This window comes from Enterobacter sp. BNK-18, assembly GCF_047456135.1.
Lineage (GTDB): Bacteria > Pseudomonadota > Gammaproteobacteria > Enterobacterales > Enterobacteriaceae > Enterobacter > Enterobacter ludwigii.
The window spans coordinates 1819053-1840942 of sequence record NZ_CP179899.1; the positions used below are offsets into that span (position 1 = coordinate 1819053).

Genomic DNA, 21890 nt, shown 5'->3' on the forward strand with positions numbered 1-21890 from the left:
ACTGCCCCCCCCTTTCCGGATTGAGGATTCGCCGTTGCACAACCACTAGAAACAAATATATCCTTAGATACATAATATTCCCTAACTTTGGTTCCTATAGGGAAATCTGAGTTAAGTGTCACTTGTGACACCTCATGATATCCTAATGAATCACCTTTAGATTGCCTAACTGTAGTATGAGTTATGGTATATGCAGGTAACTGATCACCATTTGAATGCAATGCATAGAGGATCGTTCTTTTTTAAGCGTTCTGTTCGAGTAACTATCAATACCTTTATAATCTTTATTATGAGGTCCTTGCCACTTACCACATTAGCACCATCAACTTCGCGATAAACATTCCAGTATTCATTACCATGAATATGAGGTTGAGAGGAAATCTGGACGTTATCTTTCAACACATTCGGTAAGTTTATTGAGTCATAGCGCCAGCGAATGCCACAAAGTCGTCAGTGGTTTGTTAGCATAACCTTAAATACCGAACATCAATAAAATTCATATGATACTTTTTGTTAAGAAAATAATCTGTAATCTTTATAGCAGCGTACACTAATGCACTGTAAGAGGTATACATATTGTTCTATTGACAACATGCGTACCGTAAAGTTATTAACAGTCCATAACCTGGCTTTTTAGAATCGAGGGTTCCACATCGGATTCATTATTCAAATCCTAACACCCTCGATTGTGGTCGAACATTAACATTTTAAATCGAATATATTAAATTAAATAATTTCCGATCTTCACCTTCAGGTCCGAATTTATATTCATCACCAACTAACCTCAGTATTTTTTCTTCATCTACAAAGAAACCTCTGTATACTATAGCGGAAATTATCCTTCCAAATATATCTGAAGAAACGTGTCTTCTCAATGTTTTAAGATCTGCTAAATTATCTCTAAGAATATAATAAGCGTAATTCATTAGAATGAAGTTGGATATTAATAAATTTTTTGTAGATTGATACTTATCAAAACACTGCTCCAAAGCTTTATATATTATTTTTTTAGATTTTTTATATGCATTAATAAAATTGCCAGGATCGATAAGGTAGCAATTTTTATCATTAAACAACAGGTGATTATCTTCGTTATTCGCAACAAACAAAAAATTTAATACCGATGATTGATAGTATTTTATAGCCTTAATATCTTCAAAGTTTTTCTTTTTTTCAAATTGTGCATAAAATTGCTCAAGCAATGATAATACAGTTACATTGCCATGCTGAACAGTATTTATACAGAGCCCGTCATTAGTAATGCATAGCAAATTATAAGAGTCATCATCCATGCCCATTTCAAAACACAACAACCTTAAAAAAAAGTCTTTTGCTTTTATTGCGTAATCTTCTTTGCTGTTTTTTAAGGAAAGAAGTTGATGTATATAAAATAATATAACGATATCTTTATCTATACGCTGTCGATTATCTATTTGAAACAGATAACCTAATCGAGAAAGAAAAACTTCAAATGCATATTTCCCTTCTTCACTTAGGCCTAGCTTCTTTAATGCACGCTGTAACATAACCTTAGGAAAGCAAGTTTGCCAACGACTCAACTCTGCATACTTCCCATTTTCTTTTTTAAAATAAACGGGAAAAAGGTCTGGTTCATCTTGAACATAGACATAATTTCCAAAACTTTCAATCTCTGCTCTCGCATTAGTGAAGTGTTCAATTTTATGTAGATACATTTCAAAAATCATTAAGTAATCCTCTTACCACATTTCTTCCAATTACCTTTAGCATCTTTCTTTTCAATCTGGAATGAAGTGATTTTATCATTAAAACGAGAAAGGATATTTTTACCGATGCCCCTAGCTCCAGGTTCATTTCTCTTTGATAGAACTCCATCTTTCAGCCCGGTTTCTTTGTAATCAACTTTTGATATATCACTATGTTGATTAAGAAGCTCAACCCCAGAGTCATTTACGGTCATAACGGCACGATACTTTTCATTTCCAGGGTTAAACCCTGGTCGGCTATCATGATTAACCCATATGGCTTTTTCACCACGATTATTAGGAACCAATCCGCCTTTACCATCGCGTTCAGAAGCTGATGCAATCGCTTCATCTTTACTCATATAGCGTATAACTTCCTCTTGTTTTAATCCCAGAGGGTCTATTCGGGTTAAACTATTTGCACCATACTGGTAAAGGTTTATCCCCCCCGCCAGCCCTATCGGGTCCTGCTGCGTAAACCTACCGCAGTCCGGGTCGTAATACCGGAACAGATTGTAGTGCAGCCCTGTCTCACGGTCCAGGTATTGCCCCTGCATGCGCAGGTTCTGAGAATATCCTGATACCTGCGTCTCGCTTTCCCGTAGCAGCTTGCCCCAGGCGCTGTTCACCCCTTCCCAGCGCACCTGCCCTTCGATATCCGTCACCCGCTCGGGCGTGCCGTTCGGCTGACAGTGGAACCAGAAGATCTCCGGGGCATCTACGCCGTCAATACGCGCCAGCGGGTCGTAGCTGTCCTGATCGCTGTAGACGTAGGTCAGCGGCACGTCCCCGTGCACTTCCTGCAGCAGACGGAACCCTTCCCAGACAAACCGGGTGGTGATCGGCTTGCCGGTTGGCTGTCCGCCCAGCATCTGGCGTCGTATTTTGCTGATGCGTCGCCCGAGCGGATCGTAGCGGAAGCTGACCTGCGTCTGCGGTTTGTTGCGGTCCCGCGGCTGGCTGATGACTTCCGTCAGACGGTGCTCACCGTCGTAGCGGTAGTGCCAGCGGGTCTGGCCGTTATCTTTCTCCACGGTACGGCCATGGATGTCATAACGCCAGCGAATGCCGTTCAGCTGCGTCAGGCGGTTGTGCGTGACCTTCTCAGCAGATCCTTCGAGCGGGTTACCGGCAGCGTCCCAGCGCCACTGCTCCTGGCCGGGCAGCGTGCCGTCCTGAACGAGCAGACGCCCGGCGCTGTCGTACTGCCAGCGGTACCAGCTGAACGGGTTATCGTCCCGCTCTTCCCGCACCAGGTTATTGCGGTAGTCGTAATCCCAGCGGCGGGACCAGCGGCGCGGCGACGGGCGCTGGGCATTGCCGGTAAAGACGTCCCGGCGATGCAGTCGCCCAAGACGATCGTATTCGCTACGGGTGGTCAGCAGCCCCTGAGTGCGGCTGGTCTCCCGGTGGAGTTCATCGCGGGTAAAATCGGAGACCGACAGCTTATCGAGAGCAATGCTGAGCAGATGCCCGCTGCCGTAGTAAAACTGCTTCAGCTCGCGGCCATCGGGCAGCGTGACGGAGGTGCGGTTGCCGAGAGCATCATACTCCCATGTCAGCTCACCGTGCTCGCCCACTTCACGCGTGACACGCCCCAGGGCGTCATAGTCAAAGGCAAGTTCCTGTTCTGCCTCTGCACTCCAGGCGTCAACGGAAAGTGCCGGATGAAGTCCAATACGACTCAGCAAACCTGACGGTGTGTAGTGATAACGGGTCTGCCCTTCCGGCGTGGTGCGGGCAACCAGCTGGCCACTGGCGCTCCAGGCGAAGGCATGGGTGATGGCTTCCGGATGACCGGCGGCAAACGTGCGCGCTATCGTACGCCCGCAGGCGTCATAGCGATACTGTGAGGCCACGCCATCGAGCCCCACCTCTTCCAGCAGCAGCGAGTCCGCGCCCCAGCGGAACTGGTACGCTTCGCCGTTTTCATTTTCCAGGGCAATCAGTCGCCCGCGGCTGTCCCAGCGGCGGCGGACCTCTTCACCCTGAGTATTACGCGTAGCGGTTAATCGTCCTGCCTCGTCATATTTAAACTCACTTTCTTTGCCATCAGCGCCCGCATGCGTCACCGGCAGGCCGCGTTCGTTCCATGCGAGCGACTCTGTCCAGCCTTCCGGTCGATCGAGTTGCACCGGACGCCCTGCGGCATCGTAGCGATAGCGCGTCTCTTCGCCGTCAGCGCCGATCTCAGTCGTTAACCAGCCCAGCGGATGATAGGTATAGCGGGTTATTCGTCCTGAACAGTCTGTGGCTCGAATGACCTGCCCGGCCTCGTTGTACTCCTGGTAGCGACTGTTTCCCGCGGCATCAACTTCTTCAACGACCTGACCAAACTCGTCCCGGCGCAGCAGTGTTGTCTGCCCCATCGGGTCTACCACACGCTTCAGCCCGTGATGTTCGTCGTACCAGAAACGGGTCGCACTGCCGTCGGCTTCAATGATGGCTGACGGCAGCGCGCGGTGCTCCAGCCAGGTGGTGGTGCGGGTATTGCCGTCGGCGTCGATTTCCTGCACCCGGTTGCCCATTTCGTCGTAGACGAAGGTGACGGCGTTCCCGAGGGGATCGACGCGACGGGTCAGAAGTTCGTTTTCATCCCACTCGTAGCACCAGTTTTCACCGCGCTCGTCAACGTAGCGGACAATCAGATTTTGCGCGTTCCAGTAGTGCTTACGCGTCTGGCCATCGTAGTGCTCGACGGTCGTCAGCCCGGCGGCTAAATCGTAGGTGAAGCGGCAGCCGTCGCCGGTGCTGGTGCGGTTTTCCACCACGCGCCAGTGGTCGAATTTTTGCCAGCGGTATTCGCTCTCCAGCCCGCCTGACAGGCGGTGCCAGACCATCAGGCCGTGGTCGTTATAGCGGTATTCACGCGTTACTACGCCAGAGGCATCCGTCACACTCGCCAGCTGGCCACGCGCATCGTAACCCCACTGCATCAGCGGCCAGGTACGGTTGCCGTCAAAATGGCTGGCAGAGGTGGCGCGCTGTGGGAAACGCTCATCTTCATAGCGCAGGGTGACATCAATCGCCCGTGGCTCATCGTGAAGATTGACCAGCCTGCCGTGTTCATCCCACTCCGTCAGCAGCGCGTTACCGTATTCGTCGCTGAGGGAGGCCAGACGCAGGATGGTGGGATTCGCCCGGGTCGGTTTATACAGACGCCATACCGCGCCGTCATCGTCGGCAATCGCCACGTCGCCGCTCTCATTGCGGCGGATGATGATGCCTTCGCTGATGCTGTAAAACGCGCGATCGACGGGCGGCAGCTCAAAGCTCAGCTCACGGCCGGTTTCGTCGAACCAGGTCGCGTTGTTCTCTTCGAGCGTCAGATAGCTGTCAAAGGTTGTCGCCCAACCCAGACCAAACAGCCCTTCACGGGTGGTCAGGCTGTTGTAGCTGCGCTGCCAGCGCAGCGGGAAGCGCCCCGGCAGCGAGAAATCGAGTTCATCGTCATCATTCAGCACCTTCACGCCGGTTGCAGCATGTACCGGGTGCGAGGAGCCAAACACAGCATTAACGGCCATATCGGCCAGCATGCCACCGCCGGCTGCCGCCAGTGCACAGGGCATATTTTTCAGGATTTTACCCGGACGTCCGCGCAGCAGGGAGAGCGCAATCATCCCCAGCGCCAGACCCGGCGTTTTACCGCTTTTGATATCGCGGACCGTGAGCGTGTCCCCGCCGATGATCACATTCGGGGACACATCATCAGAGACAGTGCCTTCACAGGTGGTGCGATCTTTTGCACGTACCGCGGGCTGCCCGTTAATGAAGACGCTCTTAGAGCCCTCCGCGAGGTATTGCGGCCCGGAGTGCTTTTCGCACGCCACCTTGTCTTCTTCCAGCGGCGAGGTTCCCGCGGCGGCAGAAGCCACGCTCGGCTGCCACATCTCGCTGCCAAACTGTCCAGCGGCGGAAAGCAGCATGCCGGCGTAATCGGCAAAGCTGCCCGGAGACTGTGGTTCAGGTGACGGTGTGTCGCCGGGCGTCAGCGTCCCGGCCGCTCGTGCCGCGGGAATCGCGTTCGTCAGAACGTTATCAGACCCGGTGGTAATTTTGCCCGCTGGTGATGGCGGGAACAGCGCGTTGCCTAAGCCTTCGGCGGCGTTGCTGATATCGTCAGTTATACCTGCCACGTTTGCCAGTACGCCGCCAATGATCCCACTTAACAGACAGCTGGATCCAATCGCCGCCACGCCCGCGGCGGCGGCACCCGCCCCCAGCAGCGGAGCAGCAACGGTTGCCGCCGCGCCTACGGCAGCGCCGATAACGGCATAGGCCGCACCTTCCGCCACAATACTGGTGATATCCGCAAAAATGCTGGAGTGGATGATCTCGTCGCCCTGACGGGCCGCGTTGTTATCGCTCATGCCTTACACATTCCGGTTGTCGTTTAGCGTCAAACTCTGCTTAAGCGCGCTCCAGCGCACCTCATCCTCTGCGGTGAATGCTCTGAGCGCCGAGAGGGTAAAAATCATCAACACCGGCTTCGGCTTGCCCGGCGTTTGTACGGCCAGCTGTTTTTGCCAAATGCGCTGTCCGTTACTGTCAAAGGTCGTCTCGACTTCCAGCGCGTTAATTTTTCCGTCAGGCCCGACCTTTACGCTCTGGAATGCACTTTGGGCAATCTCGCCCATCTGCGGACGTAGTAGTTCCCACTGGCGGTGAAACTCTTTCTCATAGTCGCTGCCATCCGGAATAACGCCGCGACTGACCACCACGGACAACCCGCTTTCGTCGTCGCGAATAATGTTCATACTGTTATCCTGCCACGCGGCAGGAAAAAGGGAGAAGGAACCTTCCTGGAGGGTATATTTCATAAGTGAACTCGGGATGATTAATAGTGTGAGAAATAAAAGGGGCCAATCCATGCTGGCCTTTGGGCTGGCGAATGCATTATTTAAGCCACTGACCTGACTGTTCAACTAACACATGGCTGCCTTTGCTCACGACCAATTTCACGGGTGAGTAAGTCACGGTGTAAGCGATCTCGCCATTCTTATAGGTAGAGCCAATTATTTTACCTGCAGGATCGTGCAACGTTTTCCCCTTAAGGGAGATCGTACTATTATCACTTTTGCGCACGCCGAGATAATACATCTGATCACATTCACTAGTAAAACGCCCGCATTTATTGACCAGAGAAATAGCGAACTTTTCAGTATTGAGTTTTCGGGTTTCAACTGTCTGAGCCGAAGCAGCTTTCTGTAACGTATAACGCTGCGGAGCATAATAATTTCCTTTTTGAGGAGGAGTAACTAAACGCCATTCCATTTCACTCCCATTAATTTCCAGAACAGCCCGTCCGCCTATACCGCCAAACGATGAGTTGAACTCAACATTGGCACGATTGCCCGCGATCATACCGCTAAGATTACGCTCATCATCTTCCGGGCAATCAATGCGGTTTCCTCTTTGAGAAATATAGCAATAAGATCCGGAGATACGGCCACCTGATTCAGCTAACCGCAGAGTTAACGTCGAGTCGTTCGCATACTCGCCTGACCATACTCCGCCAAATGCGGGACCAGATTGGCTTATCGTTTCAAAATGCAGTGTGCCAAATCTTGCAGCCCATTTTTTAATATCGCCGTTAATATCCTGGCGATGTTCAGAAGACTGATAATGAATAACGTCAGACTCGGGTATGACCCAGGCAGCGTAGATTTTGCCATCTGGTTCGATAACCAAAGCAGAGGCGTTTTCCAGATAAAGATCTTTTAGCCAGCCTTCAATCAACAATCCTCCGTCAGCCGTGGAATGCGGTTCACCAAATACATCAAAATTGTTGATAAACGTCTGGTAATCGCTTCCCAGGGCCTTTCTGAGGAGGTCTGTCACTTCGCTATCGTTAACGATGCGACTGACCGTATTGAGCTTATTGTATTGTGATAACTCTAGCGCAGTTGCAGTTTCAGCTGCATCTGCCAAGAAAGCGGTGAGCAATACGGCTGCCAGATATTTCCTTTTCATAAATTACTCTGGATTTCCATTGTCGTAATTCATTGTTATCTTAACAATTTTACTGTCTTTGATCTCAAAAGAGAGGACCTTTTTACCCAACTCATAGGTAATCCATTGTTCTCCGGCATCCTTTGCGACCTGACCGTCACCGTATGCTGTGTTCAAGTCCGTTTTCGTTGAACCAACATGGACACCACGCGGCGTTGCGACATCTGTAGCAGTCAGCGTGATCTGCGACACGATATAATCATCAACGCTTCGTTCCGCTTTATCCCACCAGAGATTGGAACTGAAAATGTCTAACCCAGACTTTTGATGCTGGAAGAATTTATAGTTAGCTCCGTCAAAAGGAACCTCACCGGTAAAACTGCCTTCCACTGGCACGTCAATTCTGCGCGCAACGTCAGGAGTCCATCTTTCACCCAATTCGACAGGCTGGCTTTTTATCTGCACAGAAAAATCGTGATTTGTCAGAACGGGCGGTATAACTTGAGCCAATACCGCACTGCTGCACAGACAGGTAAGCATCAGAACAAAAAAAAGATATGTCGGAGTCTGTTTTTTCACGTTAATCGTCATTTTCTCAATCTAAATTACGCTTCTCACCGATGTGGGAAACCGCGAGTCATGGAAGCTGTTTTCTTAGTCAGCGCTAATAACAACAGAGCTCAGACAGTCAGGTTTTTTTACGGTGAAACTGAAACTCACTTTTTGTCCATTCATATCTTTTGGTGCTGTATAACTGGTCACTTCATTCTCCGAGCGGCCTCGGGGATAATCAGTTAACGTCAGTTGTGGGTAATGCTTTTTAACGGTTTGAAGTGTGATGCACTGGCCTGATGGTGAAAAATTCAGTAATGGAGCCATGCCATCATTTTCTTTGCTTACTCGTAAATCAATGGTAGTAATGCTCGTACCCTCCAAAAGCTTGAAATCATCAGCATGGTAGAAGTTCATATAAGCATTATTTTTCATGTAGTTAAAATGCAACGGCATGTCATTTAGACTCGTAACGGATAACGTTTTGAGTGAGGCGCTCATTTGTGAAATGAACGCCCAGAGATCCTTTTTCTCTGAATTTCCCTCAGCCATTCCCGTCGTTAATAATGCAATAAGCACTGCTACGACCTTACTCACCTTTAGTCGTAAATTTCTCCTGAACTGCCGCATCAATATCCCCTTTATGCCCGGAACCCGGCGCCGTGGTGCCCGGTTGTGTGCCAGACGTATTCAGGTGCAGCTTACCGCCGGTGGTGATATGACCATCCCCTTCAACGAAGAAATTAAACTCTTTGCCGATGAGGTTAATCTTGCCGTTAGCGTTCAGCTCAATTGCGCTTTCACCAGAGACCAGCCGTAGCTTCGTACCGGAAGCAATGACATATTGCTCCACCGCCGCATCCAGCTTGCCTTTGCCCGTCAGGATCTCTGTTCCGCCTTTCACCGCCTGGATCTGATTCGCTTCCACCCGATGCAGTTCATTTTTCTTCACATAATGGCTGCGCTCGCCACCGACGCTGTGCGTTTCATCGTTCTTAATGCTGGTGTCCATGTTGCGCTCAGCCTGGATCCACACCTGCTCTGCGCCCGCCTTGTCCTCAAAGCGCAGGGCATTGGCATTATCCACGGAGCCATCCTTCGTGCGGCTCATAAAACCCATCTGCGTGGCCGCCGCCGGCAGCGCCCACGGCGGCATGCTTGCTTCGTTATACACCCGCCCGGTGATAATCGGACGGTCCGGGTCACCGTTGATAAAGTCCACCACCACCTCATCGCCGACCCGCGGAATTTGCACTCCGCCGTACCCCTGACCCGCCCAGGCGCTCGACACGCGCACCCAGCAGGAGCTGGTGTCATCCCCCTTCGCCAGACGGTCCCAGTGGAATTTCACCTTCACGCGGCCATATTTGTCCGTCCAGATACTCTCCCCATTTGGTCCCACAACCTTTGCCGTCTGCGGGCCGTAGGTGCGCGGCCACGCCGTGCTCTGCGCCGGACGGTATGACACCGACGCCGGGATGACCGCGAAATCAGTGCGGTGAAGGGTTTCCCCCTCGCCGCTCGCGTAGCGGTTCTCCTCGAAGTGGTAACCCGCCGCCGTGACCAGATAGTCACCGTTATCACTGAAGAACGGGGCGTTAGTCAGGGTGAAGGTGTGTCCCGGTGCAATACCCGCGGCCGTGGCCGTCGCCTGAATCTGCTGGTGCTCCACCTGCCAGCGCTCCTGACGGATACGGGCGTAGAACTCCGCATGCCCGGTCTCAACAAACCGTCCCGGCCAGTCGTACACGTCGATACTGCCCGGTTTCGGTGACGCCGGGTTCTGCTGCGCCTGGAACAGCCACGCGTTCGGCTTGCGGAAGTCGTAGTCATCGAGGCTGTAAATCCCCGGGGTGACGCTGTCCTCCAGCGCCCACTGGCTGATACCCTCTTCGTCCGTACTGCCGCCTGACGGCGTCTGGTGGTAAGGAATGACCTCATAGCCGCTGAACGGCTGATGCTGCGTCGCGGCGTCGGTGAGCACCAGCGTGTGCTTGTCCGCCTCGTGGCTGAAGTGATACGCAATCCCCTCCAGCTCCATCAGACGGCTGATAAAGTCCAGGCTCGACTCCTGATACTGCACGCAGTAGTCCCACACCCGGTAGCTGCCGGTGAGCTTATCCTCCACGTTGACCTGATGTTCACCCAGCAGGGTTTTCACAATCTGCGGTACCGTCTGGCCCTGGAAGATACGCAGGTTACGGTCGCGCTTCATCGGCCACAGGTCCGGCTCCACCGTCAGCTGGTACACCGCATAGCGGGTGCCCGTCAGCTCGACGGCACTCACCGCCACGCGGGTGATTTTTCCATTGATATAGCGGGGCGTCAGCAGGCTCTGCATCGGGATGGTCACCGTGACCGGCTGACCCAGCAGTTTGCTGCGGTCAATGCGCGCATCCGTGCCAAGCAGGGTCAGCGTCAGGGCGAACGACTCGGACATCGCCTCGCGACCTGTGAGTTTCCAGAACAGAAGCCCCTCCACCGGGAGCTGAACGGTAATTCGGTTGAGCATAATCTTTATTCCGTAATGGTTTTATGCTGGAGAAGATAATAAAAAAACGGATAAATGAAAAAAGTCATTTACTATTACATGTAACCAGACAGATGAAAAATCACCTGGGGGGGAAATCGTCGAGGAACCTATCATTTAATATATAACACTTAATTAACAAATTAAAAATACACTCTACGCATGGCACCATACTTTCCCCATGCTAAAAACAAAGCATTGGTATAAAGCACACATCTCTTCCGCAGCGATGAAATTTTCCCAGCACGTCCACAGTGTTACTCCCGGAGATGGATACCCCCTCTCATTCGTCAAGCCGACTTCAGTAATGTGTGGTGGAGTCAAACCTGCTGGCTTAACACGCATGGGCAATATCACCTGGTAATGAAGTATTTCCTTGTCAGTTGAGGTGTACAGCCATTTCCAATCGTTCGCCTCAAGGTCTTCGTTACTGGTAGCGGAGGCTATGGGAAACGGATAGTTGTTCTAAGTGTTTATAATGTCTCTTCACTTAGGCCGCGGAGGCTAGCCAGATACCATAGAATATAAGAATGCATCCAAATGATGCCAGGCATTTCGCCAGCAAAAGCAACCTGGGGCCATATCTATTTGCCAGCGATGACAAAATCGAATAATTTTTCACCGTGTTATATCGCTGATGAAAACGCATTATAGTTTCAAATATTGTGCAAAGCATAATGACGAAAAACTTAGCCAATAACAGTGTAACAAACGAAGGCGGAATAACGATTAGCACCAACTCACCATCTTCTTTTGTCATCGAGGGGAAAATTTCCCGCAATCCGATCAACACGAAAACCAGAATAAAAGTGCCGACTAATATAAAAGATAATTTTACGAAAAAAACCACCCATTCTTTTTTGTTAAAATTATCTTTGCCATTCCAGATATAGGCAAGAGCGACCAATGAAAAAATAATAAACCCGAGAAACTTCATTGAATCCGCTGCTCCTTATTCGTTCGCCCGACTATGACAGTCACACCCCCAGTATTAACAATTGGCGCATGGCGGGTTGCGTGAGGATGATCACCGCAACCAGTTGACCGAGCTGCCTGCTGCGGTCGATGCACGCATCCGGGTCGGGTCAAGGGCATGACGCAAAGCGGAGACGTGGTTGCGGTAACAGTAGAAACAACGGTATCCGTTATGCAACCTTAATCATTGTGCTTACTTTAGCCAAAGACCCGAAAACATAAGGACGCTTCCGAGGGAAATTAAGCTTTTAGCAACGATAAGTAAGCCAGGCGCGACGATGCGTGATATAGACGATATTTTTTCATAATTTTCCACATTGTAGCTTTTGTGCCCCCTCAAAATCCCCGAGAAAACAGTACAGAGCAGCACAACTGTGACCTTTAAACCCCATACGCACAGAAAAGACATAGAAAAAATGATCGAATATTGTTTGGCCGTTGCGATGGAAAACAATGACATCGACTGAGAAAGCCATTTAAACGTAAAGCCAATGACAACTGTGGCTACTAACACCAGAACCAACATCATCCCCGCCAGGAGCCACTTTTTCTTGTTAAAAAAATCTTTTCCATTCCAGATAAGCGCTAGTGTCCAAATCATAAAGAAAATAAAGAAAAACCAATGCATTACAATATTTCCCATTTATCCTCTTTAATCTTTTGTCAAAAGGGCAACACACTCAGCAATAACCATTAATCCCGCCATCTGCCTGAGCGGAAATTACGGCCAGCTCAAACCCTCACTATCCAAATATGAAAACAATTACAAGAAAGTATCTTCAGGAGCCCTGTCGAATAATTCACCTGCCATTCTGGCGATACGTTCGTGTTGTACCAATTTGTCTTTCCACTCCTGTGGGATACCGGAATAACCATACAGCGCACCCGCGATTTGCCCCGCCGTCGCCGCAACGCTGTCAGCATCATCGGCAAGATTGGCGGCCAACAGAATAGCATCTCTGAAATTATCCGTATTCCATACGGACCACATCGCGGCCTCAAGCGTATCGATGACATAACCACTTGAACGAATCTGATCGCGAGTTTTTTGCTTATATTCACCCGCGTTGATAATCATTACACGTGGCTGAAGCGGCATGACGTGTGGAGCAAAAACAAAATCTTTATTGCTGCCATTAATCATATGTACAAGTAAATAACTTAAATACTGTGTGCTATTTATTGCTTCCGCGGCACCGTGCGTGGCGATGCTCTGTTTTTTAGCTTCATAAAACGCTTTGCTTAATGACTTTCTAAAAAAAATTGAGACAGGGGCTTGTCTGATAATAGAAGCATTACCTGCAGTTTCTGGCGAAGTATTACCGCTCCACCCAGGACCAACAGTTAAATATTGTTCTAAAGCAAAGCGAGTTGTATTACCTATATCAAAACAGATGCCATTTGAACTGTTATAACCATGCTGATACCATTCCAGAAGCTTATTCCTGAAGCATATAGTATCAGCATCACCTTTCTCAAGAAGCGTTTCCGCAAGACATAATGCCATGGATGTGTCATCCGTCCATTCGCCTGCGCGAAGTCGAAATGGCCCACCTCCTGTCATATCTTTGACGTATGCTCTGTCACGCGGTAAAAATTCGAGCGTAGTGCCTACGGCATCTCCAACAGCGAGGCCAATAAGGGCACCAATCGCGCGATCCCTTGATTCCGCTAGTGAGAGACTACACGATGGTGTTAAATCCCATTGTTTTTGTTCATCAGTAGTTGAGGATGATTCTAAGGGTTTATCATCATACGTATATTGCATCCTCCTCTGGACTGAAGGACTGCTAACGGGTAAGTACTGTCGATATTTATCCACATACTTTAGTAACGTATTTAAATCAGAGTGCAGATCGATCATTATAATTCCTTATACGTAAGCGCGGTTTTGCCACCCGAATCAACGCGCTCAATAACTTCAAATTTGGTGCCTGGCTTGAAAAGCACTTCCGTTTCCGTTCCTTTGTATTCGGAGAGAAAATCAATAGGCTTACCCGTCTTCCCATTAATCTTGATTGTGGTATCTCCGGAAAAAGGAACTTTCTGATCGGTGCTCATAAATGCAGGATCAGAAACAACACGACCAACTTGGTTTTCCATTAGTACGTTTTCAGGTAATGTCGCCCCTCGGTATGTTATCCCCTCATAGGAAGGAAGCTTATCAAGAGCGTTAGTAGCATGATCCGCAAAAGCCTGAATTTCTGGTGTCAGTTCAGTTTGGCCTCTAAGAGCATTGTTAACCATTGGATAACCTTCATTCGTAGTATAACCGTAAAGAGCCCCTACTTCATCATCGGTTAGCAGGGAGGAGAGTCGCTTATCCCCTTGTTCAGCAAGTAGTCTTCCCTTTGTTACCCAAGTATTAGCGAGGTTTTTACCTACAGCCTCGGATAAACTCATTTTCGGTTTATTTAAAGCTGTAGCACCTAACGGATTTGCTTCAACAGGTTTAACTACCGGTATTTTACCAGCTCGCCACGCATCAAACCGCGCCCCGCCTTTCATGCCAGCCCCGCCGCCGATAACCGAGCCGATCAGCATCCCCCATTTCTGACCGTCGCTACCTTCGCCAAACAGCATCCCACCTGCGTAGCTACCAACCGTTCCACCACCCATCGCCCCGAGGGTACTCAGAAGTGCGATAGCAGGACTGGCGAGCACCGCCATGGCTCCGGCACCAACGGCGAGCATCGTCCAGTTCACCCATTCCGGGATTTCAGGACTTATTTCATCGGTCTGGACCTTGCTTCCGCCGATAATAACATTACGCGATCCCTGACTAATCTCAGCGCTGCATGTCAATTTATCGCCTGTGCGAGAGGCGGGGAAGTTGTTGATGTAAACTTTTATCGAACCTTCCGCGACCCGTTGCAGGCTGCCGCTGTGCTCATCACACTCTCCGGCTGATAGATGTGCGCGGATCGCCTTTCGGCTGTTGATAAAGACATTGGGTGAACCTTCTTTCAGCGTACCTGTCGTGTGACGCGGTGCCCATGACATACTGCCGAGGAGTTCACCCAGCCCACCCGCAGCACATGCCCCAGCCGCAACGGCAGAAACAGCAACCAGCGCGGTCCCTCCGGTGACGACAACGGCAGCAGCGCCCAGAATTGCCCCACCCACCAATCCTGCGATCATCCAGCCTTTTGAGGCTGTATGAGCAATCTCATCATCTACGCGTGCGGCCAGACATTCTGACATAACTATTCGGCTCGCAGTGCCATCAGATACCCACGTATCCGATCGGGTGTATTAAGTTGGTCAGAACCAGAGACCTGGCGGCATACGGAAAGTTGTGAAAGCAAGTGATGTGATTTGTCTGAGGAAGTCGTCCAGAGCGCATAACGAAGGGGTTGGCTGTCCGGAACGGGTGCAATACTGAGTGGTTTACCTTTTTTTTCATAAAGCAAATATTGACCCTCTTTCGCCCGCTGAAGCGAAAGATGTCCATAAAGTTCCTGAATGTTTTCAAAGACACGGAGAACTTTACTCTCACTATCAAGCGCAAAAAAAGGCCCCTGGCTGTCGGCAGCGAGCATTACTTTGGGATCCGTTTGAGCAGGTTTGTGAAACTTAATACTACGGATAATTTCCTGGTATTGATTATGATAATAATCGCTAAATTCGCCCGGGCATGTACCGATGTAACACACCATCTTTTGCCCGCCAGGATGGTCAGCGAGTAAAATCACCGTCTGCTTCTGAAAAATGACCGAGTTATCATTTTTAAACTGATAAAAAAGCTCTACCGCCGGATGACCATCAACAGAAGTCATCTGAGAGGATTCAAGACGAAAGTCGGGCACCGTAATTTCCAGTTCACGCGCCAGTCGGGTGGCCGCATCATGGACTTTATCTTCGTTTTTTGCCGTCGCACGAGAAACAACAAAAGTAAACTCGCTAGCTCCGTTATCACTCATGGTGAATAAATTCATGGTTCTGTCTTTAAATACATCGGGTAAGGCGAGTGTTGCTTCCTGAAGAATATAATCAGCCATTCGGGTTACTCTTACTTGTTGCCATTAATAACAAAAAAACTATCCACTTCCTGCTGGATTTCACCCTGATGGGATGCACCAGGCGGATCGATGACATTTCGTCCGTCATCAGGGTTCAAGTGCAATTCGCCGGAAAGCGTATTAATTTGTGCGTTCTGTTTTGCAGTAAAGTTAAAGTTGTTACCAATGATATGAACGCTACCGTCTTTTGATAGCTCGATGGCGCTTTCACCACATTCCAGTCTCAGCGTATTACCTGCGGAAAGTATAAAATTATTAACGACCTTATCGTTTCGACTGTTCCCCGTCAGGCATACCACATCGCCTTTAATCCCTGATTTCTGGTTTTTCGCTACCCGTAAGGTTTCATCTTCACCAACAAACTGGGTACGATTTTTTTCGGTAGAGTGAGACTCGTCATTTTTGACGTTAATATCCAGATTCCGCTCAGCCTGGATCCACACCTGCTCTGCGCCCGCCTTGTCCTCAAAGCGCAGGGCATTGGCATTATCCACGGAGCCATCCTTCGTGCGGCTCATAAAGCCCATCTGCGTGGCCGCCGCCGGCAGCGCCCACGGCGGCATGCTTGCTTCGTTATACACCCGCCCGGTAATAATCGGACGGTCCGGGTCACCGTTGATAAAGTCCACCACCACCTCATCGCCGACCCGCGGAATTTGCACCCCGCCATACCCCTGACCCGCCCAGGCGCTCGACACACGCACCCAGCAGGAACTGGTGTCATCCCCCTTCGCCAGACGGTCCCAGTGGAATTTCACCTTCACGCGGCCATATTTGTCCGTCCAGATACTCTCCCCATTTGGTCCCACAACCTTTGCCGTCTGCGGGCCGTAGGTGCGCGGCCACGCCGTGCTCTGCGCCGGACGGTATGACACCGACGCCGGGATGACCGCGAAATCAGTGCGGTGAAGGGTTTCCCCCTCGCCGCTCGCGTAGCGGTTCTCCTCGAAGTGGTAACCCGCCGCCGTGACCAGATAGTCACCGTTATCACTGAAGAACGGGGCGTTAGTCAGGGTGAAGGTGTGTCCCGGTGCAATACCCGCGGCCGTGGCCGTCGCCTGAATCTGCTGGTGCTCCACCTGCCAGCGCTCCTGACGGATACGGGCGTAGAACTCCGCATGCCCGGTCTCAACAAACCGTCCCGGCCAGTCGTACACGTCGATACTGCCCGGTTTCGGTGACGCCGGGTTCTGCTGCGCCTGGAACAGCCACGCGTTCGGCTTGCGGAAGTCGTAGTCATCGAGGCTGTAAATCCCCGGGGTGACGCTGTCCTCCAGCGCCCACTGGCTGATACCCTCTTCGTCCGTACTGCCGCCTGACGGCGTCTGGTGGTAAGGAATGACCTCATAGCCGCTGAACGGCTGATGCTGCGTCGCGGCGTCGGTGAGCACCAGCGTGTGCTTGTCCGCCTCGTGGCTGAAGTGATACGCAATCCCCTCCAGCTCCATCAGACGGCTGATAAAGTCCAGGCTCGACTCCTGATACTGCACGCAGTAGTCCCACACCCGGTAGCTGCCGGTGAGCTTATCCTCCACGTTGACCTGATGTTCACCCAGCAGGGTTTTCACAATCTGCGGTACCGTCTGGCCCTGGAAGATACGCAGGTTACGGTCGCGCTTCATCGGCCACAGGTCCGGCTCCACCGTCAGCTGGTACACCGCATAGCGGGTGCCCGTCAGCTCGACGGCACTCACCGCCACGCGGGTGATTTTTCCATTGATATAGCGGGGCGTCAGCAGGCTCTGCATCGGGATGGTCACCGTGACCGGCTGACCCAGCAGTTTGCTGCGGTCAATGCGCGCATCCGTGCCAAGCAGGGTCAGCGTCTGGGCGAACGACTCGGACATCGCCTCGCGACCCGTCAGTTTCCAGAACAGAAGCCCCTCCACCGGGAGCTGAACGGTAATTCGGTTGAGCATAACTTTATTCCATATGGCTTATGCGATGCAAAGACTCACGGCACTAAATGTGTCATGGTAATACTATGCAGTGTCAGATTGGTTATTTAGCGCGAACTGTTTTGATTATATATATGAGAGAGCCAATCTTTAATATTTCCGATAATATAAATAAAGCAATATTAATGGAAATAACGCTCAATCCTAAACCAGCGATCGCCATAGGGAAAAGTGTCACTGAGCAACTGAAGATGATAACGCGCAGCACTTCTTGTATAAGAGCAAAACCGACCGCATATCGATGTTTTGTGAAAAAAAACCAGGCAGAAAAAAGCAAGGAAACTGGCATGAGGAGATAAACAAGGTAAAAAGCACCTGTCACTATTCCGTTTACGCCACCTGCTATCAGCATAAAGATAATTACACCCGGATTTCCTCCGGTGGAAACCCACCATGACTCAAGTAAATGGTATGGACCAATCGAATAAAACACAATCCCGATGACATCCATAACACCCCAGAAATAGAAAATTTTATTTTTCGCGGTCATGTTCGCCCTAACCTTTACTTGACTGGTGCTGGCGGCCATTTACCACCATGTTGAATAAGCGTCTCTTTGATTTCAGTTAGTTTTTTATATTCTTCACTGCCTTCTTCTGTTCTGTTCAGATAACGTTGAAGTTGATTACCCATCGTCCAGCCATTGATAGTCCTAATTTCAGGGTCAGTACCGCGTTTCAGCAAAAGGAGCACGTGATCGTAAGCGTGGTAATCCAGCGCGGCTACTAACAATGTACTACCCAGTGAGTCGGTAATATTAATATCCGCTCCGCCGTCAAGCATCGCCTTGAGTGTCTCGGTATTTTTCGCTTCGATACTTTCGAATATTATAGGCTCACCAAACGTTTTGTCTTTTGCATCTGGAGATAATCCGCCGTCCAGCATCGCCTTTATCCACACGTCGCTGTCCGCTTTTAATACTAATTCTGCAGGCGAACTTTTTCCCTGCGGCCTCGGCTGCAGCGGATCTGCGCCAGCCTTAATCAGAGTAGTGATAATTTTTAAATGTTCAGGCGTTTTTTTATCGTTAAGTGAATTCATCACCGCCCAAAACAACAGGGTCATGTCCTCTTTACCAGGTTTGTTTAAATCAGTTTTCGAAGCTAACTTTTTCACCTCATCGCCGTCACCATTCTCAATTGCGCGCGCTAATGTGAGCTGGTCACCATTAAAGTAATTATCTGGTTGTAAATCCATATTTTGCTTGCACCCCTGAACCATAAACATTAAACAAAGCGCTACCCAGCCAAAAATTAGTGATTTCACGCGCGGCTCCTGATAATAGAGATATCCTCATCCTTCTGTTGTTCAATACAGTTTATCGCTTGATCTATTCCATGTCGGTCAAATGCACTCCCCATTCCACCAGGAAGGTCGTGAGCTATTCCGGCAGCATTGGGCATAATGGCAGAAATCTCTTCTTTCGTTATAAGTGCTGGCACGTGCCCTTTTACCATTTTAAAATCTTCCCAAACATTTACTTCCTGAGTCCTGGTCAGCAGTTCACCCTCGACGCGGTAAGCCTGAATGTTATCCGTGCTGCCCAATATGCTTCCGCCATATTTCTCGACGGTACCGGAATTTAGGCCAGAAGCATTAAACGTCCATCCCGCCATACCACTTGCCATAGAGGTGGCTGATGCTAAACCTCCCCCAAGAGAGTGCCCCGCAATGTCTATTTTTTGACCTGATTTGGCGAGCTGCTCGCCCATACTTACGGCTCTTCGGTAATAATCCGACTCCAACCCAAGCCCCTGCGCACCGTTATTTTTCCAGTCAGTCATGTTCTTCATGGGGAAAAACTCTGGTTGCCTCGACCCTCTGAACACCAGCGTAGGGTTCATATCGCCACCAAAAACGTCAGGGTCAGGCTGATAGACGCGTGCCAGAAAATCAGGATCCTCACTCTTGTCATAAAGTGTTTTACTTTTAAGACCTAACTTCTTTAGCACCGATGCATCGTTGCTTATATCCTTCCAGCCCTCTGGCACCCCCGGCGTTGTCTCCAGCGGATTCACTGTCTTATAAACATTCTCAGCAAGCTTCGCTTTCTCCACCGCAATATTATTCGCCGCCAGTCGTTTAGCGGCGATCTGCGCATCCGGGTAAAGGCTGTTGCTGCCCTTCGCGATCAGATCCTTACGCGCCTGCCAGCGTTCCGCCTTGGTCATCTGCTGTAGCTGCGAAGCATAGGTTTTACCGTCTTTGCCCGGCGTGGCCTCATCCGGCACCTGTGCCGCTTTGGATTTCACCACCTGCTTCGGCAGTACCGTCGGCGCAGGACGGGCACCGTAGGTTCGCACCATGGTTTCGTAGCGATCGACGATTGTGCTTACCGGATACCAGCCCAGACCGGTAAGCGAGGCCGCCTGCAGTCGGCCATCGGCATTGATATAAAATATCTCCGTTACCGATGACCAGTTACGGAAACTCTCGTCGATGGCAACGATCCTGCCGATATCGAGATCCTGCACGATCAGCTTACGGGTATCGCGTCCTGACTGATAGGGATTCGCCCCGGTGATGGAATGCAGCAAATCGTAACGCGTAAACAGCGAGCGCAGCGAATTGTCGGGAACTGACATTATCCACTGCCCGGCTACGGACGGGCGGATAATTTTCGCGAAAAGCGCTGGCGAGACATTCTCGCTGAAAAGATAGACAAACTTGAGGTTATACATTCGCTCCGTCCTGTTACCAGTCCCTGCTTACCTTACTTACGGATTCACCAGCCAGGTGCCAGGCTTCGCGATATCCAGCGTCTGGGTACGCGTTTTCCCGTTGCCCTGCAGTTCAATTCTGGCCTCGCCCGCAGGTAGCTTGAGCGATGCATAACCGTTATTTGCCGGACGCAGTGTTTTTGGCTCACCGTTCACTTTCAGGGTCTCACCGTCAAGAATACGGATATAGACCAGTGCAACCGGGCTGGCATCCACCGGTGGGGTGGCCGGTTGCGCTGTCGCAGTCGGTGCAGTCTGTTCACTGGCTTTCGCCGTTTCCGGTTTCACTTCCGGCGCGTTCGATGCGGTTTCAACGGGGCGCGTCTCAGCGGGGGCCTGCGCCGCCTGCTCTGGCGCATCATGGTCGCCACCGCTAAACAGCATCGCTCCGGCGACGACGCCAACCAGCACGCCCGCAGCAACCATTGCCGGGATTTTATACCGGTGCCAGTCCAGTGCAGAAGCCGGTGCTTCTTCCTCTACCGGTACCAGCATCGTGCCCGGTTTTTTCGCGCTCAGTACATCGTCGATACCCGCTACCGGCATCTCAATCAGCGCCGCGAATTCATCGATGGACTGCGGTCGGTCTTCCATGTGCAACGCCAGCGCCCGGTCGATGGCCTGCAATAGCGAGAGGGAATAGCCCTGTGGCTGCAGTTCCACCAGCGGTTTGCAGGTGTCCTGAATTGAGCGCACCACGCTGACCGGCGGCGGTGAGCCAACAATCAGGGTACGCAGCACGGCGCCGAGGGCATAAATATCCGTCCACGGGCCCTGCTCGCTTTCGTTGTCGTCAGTGTACTGCTCGATTGGCGCAAAGCCCGGGCGCAGCATGGTTTCCGTCTCATCAGAGAGATTACCAATGGTGCGGCGCGCTGAGCCGAAATCGAGCAGAACCGGCAGGCCGTTGTCCTGAATCTGGATGTTATCCAGAGAGATGTCGCGGTGCAGATAGCCTTCGTCATGAATTGTCTTAATGGCACCGAACAGCATGGGCAGCATACGACGGATCCAGGCTTCGTTAATCAGCTCCGGTTTTTGTTCGCGCAGGCGGGAGAGCGTGGTACCGCTATAGAACAGCGTTCCCATATAGGCCGTATCGTTTTGCACCCAGAAACGCAGCACGTGAAGCAGGTTCGGGTGGTTGAAGCGCGCCAGCAGGCGGGCTTCCTGAATGAAGCTGTTCAGACCGGCGGAAAACGCTTTGCCAAAACGTTCGCTGCGCAGTACCAGCGTCATATCGTCGCCGCGCACGGCGAGCGAGGCAGGCATAAATTCTTTGATAGCGATAGTGCGTTCGAGCTGATGATCCCACGCGCGATAGACGATGCCGAACCCGCCGCCGCCGATCACCTCTTTAATTTCAAACTCGTTGAAGCGATACCCGACCGGGAGCGCGTTTGGGACAGTCCGATTGTTATCATTATCCGTCATCTTTTACAGTTCTCTTGATGATT

At 50.8% G+C, this 21890-nt stretch carries 17 protein-coding genes; all 17 read right to left on the reverse strand.

The genetic code is table 11. The annotated features are described in order from the left end of the window. Nucleotides 1-707 precede the first annotated feature (707 nt). The 17 genes from ACMGG3_RS08745 to ACMGG3_RS08825 all read right to left on the reverse strand — a co-directional run bounded on the left by ACMGG3_RS08745 (nt 708) and on the right by ACMGG3_RS08825 (nt 21867). Nucleotides 708-1706 (reverse strand): hypothetical protein, encoded by a 999-nt coding sequence (locus ACMGG3_RS08745; RefSeq protein ID WP_414149791.1) that lies wholly within the window; start codon nt 1704-1706, stop codon nt 708-710. Next, on the reverse strand, nt 1706-6094 hold the full coding sequence (locus ACMGG3_RS08750; RefSeq protein WP_414149792.1) for an RHS repeat-associated core domain-containing protein: 4389 nt from the start codon (nt 6092-6094) through the stop codon (nt 1706-1708). Before ACMGG3_RS08750 ends, ACMGG3_RS08745 begins: the two co-directional genes overlap by 1 nt. Nucleotides 6095-6097: 3 nt before the next feature. After that, entirely contained in the window at nt 6098-6544 is a 447-nt protein-coding gene (locus ACMGG3_RS08755) for a DcrB-related protein (RefSeq protein ID WP_138614198.1), read from the reverse strand. Nucleotides 6545-6620: 76 nt separating this feature from the next. Next, nucleotides 6621-7697, reverse strand: coding sequence for a hypothetical protein (locus ACMGG3_RS08760; RefSeq protein ID WP_414149793.1), 1077 nt, complete (start codon nt 7695-7697; stop codon nt 6621-6623). 3 nt (nt 7698-7700) lie between these two features. Then, nucleotides 7701-8255, reverse strand: a complete 555-nt coding sequence (locus ACMGG3_RS08765) for a hypothetical protein (RefSeq protein WP_223399080.1) — start codon at nt 8253-8255, stop codon at nt 7701-7703. A gap of 75 nt (nt 8256-8330) precedes the next feature. Beyond that, nucleotides 8331-8807, reverse strand: coding sequence for a hypothetical protein (locus tag ACMGG3_RS08770; RefSeq protein WP_223862605.1), 477 nt, complete (start codon nt 8805-8807; stop codon nt 8331-8333). Nucleotides 8808-8817: 10 nt separating this feature from the next. Beyond that, complete coding sequence (locus tag ACMGG3_RS08775) at nt 8818-10740, reverse strand: type VI secretion system Vgr family protein (RefSeq protein WP_414149794.1); 1923 nt, start codon at nt 10738-10740, stop codon at nt 8818-8820. A gap of 508 nt (nt 10741-11248) precedes the next feature. Continuing rightward, a complete protein-coding gene (locus ACMGG3_RS08780) occupies nt 11249-11695 on the reverse strand; it encodes a hypothetical protein (protein ID WP_032680809.1) in 447 nt (148 codons plus the stop codon). A gap of 231 nt (nt 11696-11926) precedes the next feature. Continuing rightward, nucleotides 11927-12376, reverse strand: coding sequence for a hypothetical protein (locus ACMGG3_RS08785; RefSeq protein ID WP_050816912.1), 450 nt, complete (start codon nt 12374-12376; stop codon nt 11927-11929). Nucleotides 12377-12496: 120 nt separating this feature from the next. Beyond that, on the reverse strand, nt 12497-13597 hold the full coding sequence (gene tri1 / locus ACMGG3_RS08790) for an ADP-ribosylarginine hydrolase Tri1 (protein WP_014170531.1): 1101 nt from the start codon (nt 13595-13597) through the stop codon (nt 12497-12499). Beyond that, entirely contained in the window at nt 13597-14937 is a 1341-nt protein-coding gene (locus tag ACMGG3_RS08795; RefSeq protein WP_040017728.1) for a PAAR domain-containing protein, read from the reverse strand. The genes tri1 and ACMGG3_RS08795 overlap by 1 nt, the downstream gene beginning before the upstream one ends. Before the next feature lie 2 nt (nt 14938-14939). Then, on the reverse strand, nt 14940-15734 hold the full coding sequence (locus ACMGG3_RS08800) for a DcrB-related protein (RefSeq protein WP_014170533.1): 795 nt from the start codon (nt 15732-15734) through the stop codon (nt 14940-14942). 11 nt (nt 15735-15745) lie between these two features. Continuing rightward, the gene (locus ACMGG3_RS08805; protein ID WP_414149795.1) at nt 15746-17674 is read right to left on the reverse strand and encodes a type VI secretion system Vgr family protein; all 1929 of its coding nucleotides are present in this window, start codon (nt 17672-17674) and stop codon (nt 15746-15748) included. Between the two features lie 82 nt (nt 17675-17756). Beyond that, the gene (locus tag ACMGG3_RS08810; RefSeq protein WP_224212625.1) at nt 17757-18242 is read right to left on the reverse strand and encodes a hypothetical protein; all 486 of its coding nucleotides are present in this window, start codon (nt 18240-18242) and stop codon (nt 17757-17759) included. Beyond that, nucleotides 18218-18940, reverse strand: coding sequence for an ankyrin repeat domain-containing protein (locus tag ACMGG3_RS08815; RefSeq protein ID WP_198921950.1), 723 nt, complete (start codon nt 18938-18940; stop codon nt 18218-18220). The genes ACMGG3_RS08810 and ACMGG3_RS08815 overlap by 25 nt, the downstream gene beginning before the upstream one ends. 35 nt (nt 18941-18975) lie before the next feature. Beyond that, nucleotides 18976-20394 carry a phospholipase gene (locus ACMGG3_RS08820; protein ID WP_410397873.1) on the reverse strand — a complete coding sequence of 473 codons (1419 nt, stop codon included), beginning with the start codon at nt 20392-20394 and terminating at the stop codon, nt 18976-18978. Between the two features lie 36 nt (nt 20395-20430). Continuing rightward, nucleotides 20431-21867, reverse strand: a complete 1437-nt coding sequence (locus ACMGG3_RS08825; RefSeq protein ID WP_059305778.1) for a serine/threonine protein kinase — start codon at nt 21865-21867, stop codon at nt 20431-20433. Nucleotides 21868-21890 lie beyond the last annotated feature (23 nt).

Coding starts and splice junctions, on each gene's coding strand:
- ACMGG3_RS08810 (WP_224212625.1), bottom strand. CDS start 18,242: ATGGCCGCCAGCACCAGTCAAGTAAAGGTTAGGGCGAACATGACCGCG.
- ACMGG3_RS08755 (WP_138614198.1), bottom strand. CDS start 6,544: ATGAAATATACCCTCCAGGAAGGTTCCTTCTCCCTTTTTCCTGCCGCG.
- ACMGG3_RS08775 (WP_414149794.1), bottom strand. CDS start 10,740: ATGCTCAACCGAATTACCGTTCAGCTCCCGGTGGAGGGGCTTCTGTTC.
- ACMGG3_RS08750 (WP_414149792.1), bottom strand. CDS start 6,094: ATGAGCGATAACAACGCGGCCCGTCAGGGCGACGAGATCATCCACTCC.
- ACMGG3_RS08820 (WP_410397873.1), bottom strand. CDS start 20,394: ATGTATAACCTCAAGTTTGTCTATCTTTTCAGCGAGAATGTCTCGCCA.
- ACMGG3_RS08815 (WP_198921950.1), bottom strand. CDS start 18,940: ATGTTTATGGTTCAGGGGTGCAAGCAAAATATGGATTTACAACCAGAT.
- ACMGG3_RS08800 (WP_014170533.1), bottom strand. CDS start 15,734: ATGGCTGATTATATTCTTCAGGAAGCAACACTCGCCTTACCCGATGTA.
- ACMGG3_RS08795 (WP_040017728.1), bottom strand. CDS start 14,937: ATGTCAGAATGTCTGGCCGCACGCGTAGATGATGAGATTGCTCATACA.
- ACMGG3_RS08780 (WP_032680809.1), bottom strand. CDS start 11,695: ATGAAGTTTCTCGGGTTTATTATTTTTTCATTGGTCGCTCTTGCCTAT.
- tri1 (WP_014170531.1), bottom strand. CDS start 13,597: ATGATCGATCTGCACTCTGATTTAAATACGTTACTAAAGTATGTGGAT.
- ACMGG3_RS08760 (WP_414149793.1), bottom strand. CDS start 7,697: ATGAAAAGGAAATATCTGGCAGCCGTATTGCTCACCGCTTTCTTGGCA.
- ACMGG3_RS08785 (WP_050816912.1), bottom strand. CDS start 12,376: ATGGGAAATATTGTAATGCATTGGTTTTTCTTTATTTTCTTTATGATT.
- ACMGG3_RS08825 (WP_059305778.1), bottom strand. CDS start 21,867: ATGACGGATAATGATAACAATCGGACTGTCCCAAACGCGCTCCCGGTC.
- ACMGG3_RS08805 (WP_414149795.1), bottom strand. CDS start 17,674: ATGCTCAACCGAATTACCGTTCAGCTCCCGGTGGAGGGGCTTCTGTTC.
- ACMGG3_RS08745 (WP_414149791.1), bottom strand. CDS start 1,706: ATGATTTTTGAAATGTATCTACATAAAATTGAACACTTCACTAATGCG.